Genomic DNA, 1,272 nt, shown 5'->3' with positions numbered 1-1,272 from the left:
CTAGCAGGCTGTTGAGAAACCATCGGCCGAGCCGGCTGTCATAGACGCGATCAATAGTAAGGCTACCCCGCGATGCGCCGTCCCGACGTCCAACAACTTGGCATGTTCTCGTACGTTCCGGTGGAAGAGCGTGTTCCGGTCGACCACCCGATCCGCAAGCTGCGCGTGTTGGTAGATACGATACTTGGCGAGTTGGATGGCCTGCCCGCCGAGCGCTATGCCGATGGCGGCCGGCCATCGATTGCGCCCGAGCGCCTGCTTCGTGCTTCGCTGCTGCAGGTGGTCTACAGCGTGCGCAGCGAGCGCCGGCTGATGGAGCAGATGAACTACAACCTGCTGTTCCGCTGGTTCGTGGGCCTGAACATCGACGATGCCGTGTGGGATCACTCCACCTTCTCGTTCAACCGGGATCGCCTGTTCGACGCGCCGATCGTACGGCAGTTCTTTGAGCACACCGTGCTGATGGCGCGCGTGCAGGATCTGGTCAGCGACGAACACTTCTCGGTGGACGGCACGCTGCTGGAAGCCTGGGCCTCGCACAAGAGCTTCCGGCTGAAGGACAGCAGCGGCGGCGATGGCGGGGATTTCCACGGGCAGGCGCGCAGCAACGACACGCCCGCCTCCACCACCGATCCCGACACACGCCTGATACGCAAGGGCGAAGGCAAGGAAGCCAAGCTGAGCTACCTGGCCAATGCGTTATGGAGAACCGCCATGCCCTGGTCGTTGGCGTGGACGTGCGCCACGCCAGTGGCACGGGCGCACGCGATGGCGCGCTCGACCTGCTGGACGCGACGGGCGTGTGCCGTGGCGCCACCCTGGGCGCGGACAAAGGCTACGCACGCACGACTTCGTGGAGGCGCTTACGCTTCGAGGCAGCAAGCCCCACATTGCGCGCAACACCAAGGGCCGACGCAGCGCCATCGATGCGCGCCAGGCGCGCGGCAAGGGCTATGCGATGAGTCTGCGGGTACGCAAGCGCATCGAGCAGAGCTTCGGCTGGATCAAGACCGTCGGCGGATTGGACAAGCTGCCGATGGTTTTGCTGCCCAAGGTGCGCGGCTGGGTGACGTGGACGTTTGCGGCGTACAACCTGATCCGGCTTGGCGGCATCGGGGAGTGGTGGAACCCATCCCGACATGGGCCATGACAGGAGACGTGCGTCCGACATCCGAAAAACGGCTCCTGTCGAGGCCGCACATGCCCCTGCGTCGGTAGAGAAGGTCTATCACGACGGCTCCGAAAGGAGCATTCTCAACAGCCTGCTAGGCG

Annotated in this window: 1 pseudogene; it reads left to right on the top strand. The window is 64.3% G+C overall.

What is annotated here, in order from left to right:
* The first annotated feature begins 72 nt into the window (after positions 1-72).
* A pseudogene (locus AC3WTD_RS18500) lies at positions 73-1,150 on the top strand (IS5 family transposase).
* The last annotated feature ends 122 nt before the right edge of the window (positions 1,151-1,272 follow it).

This window comes from Rhodanobacter sp. FW106-PBR-R2A-1-15 (assembly GCF_058789735.1).
This window is presented reverse-complemented; position numbering and strand designations above follow the sequence as displayed.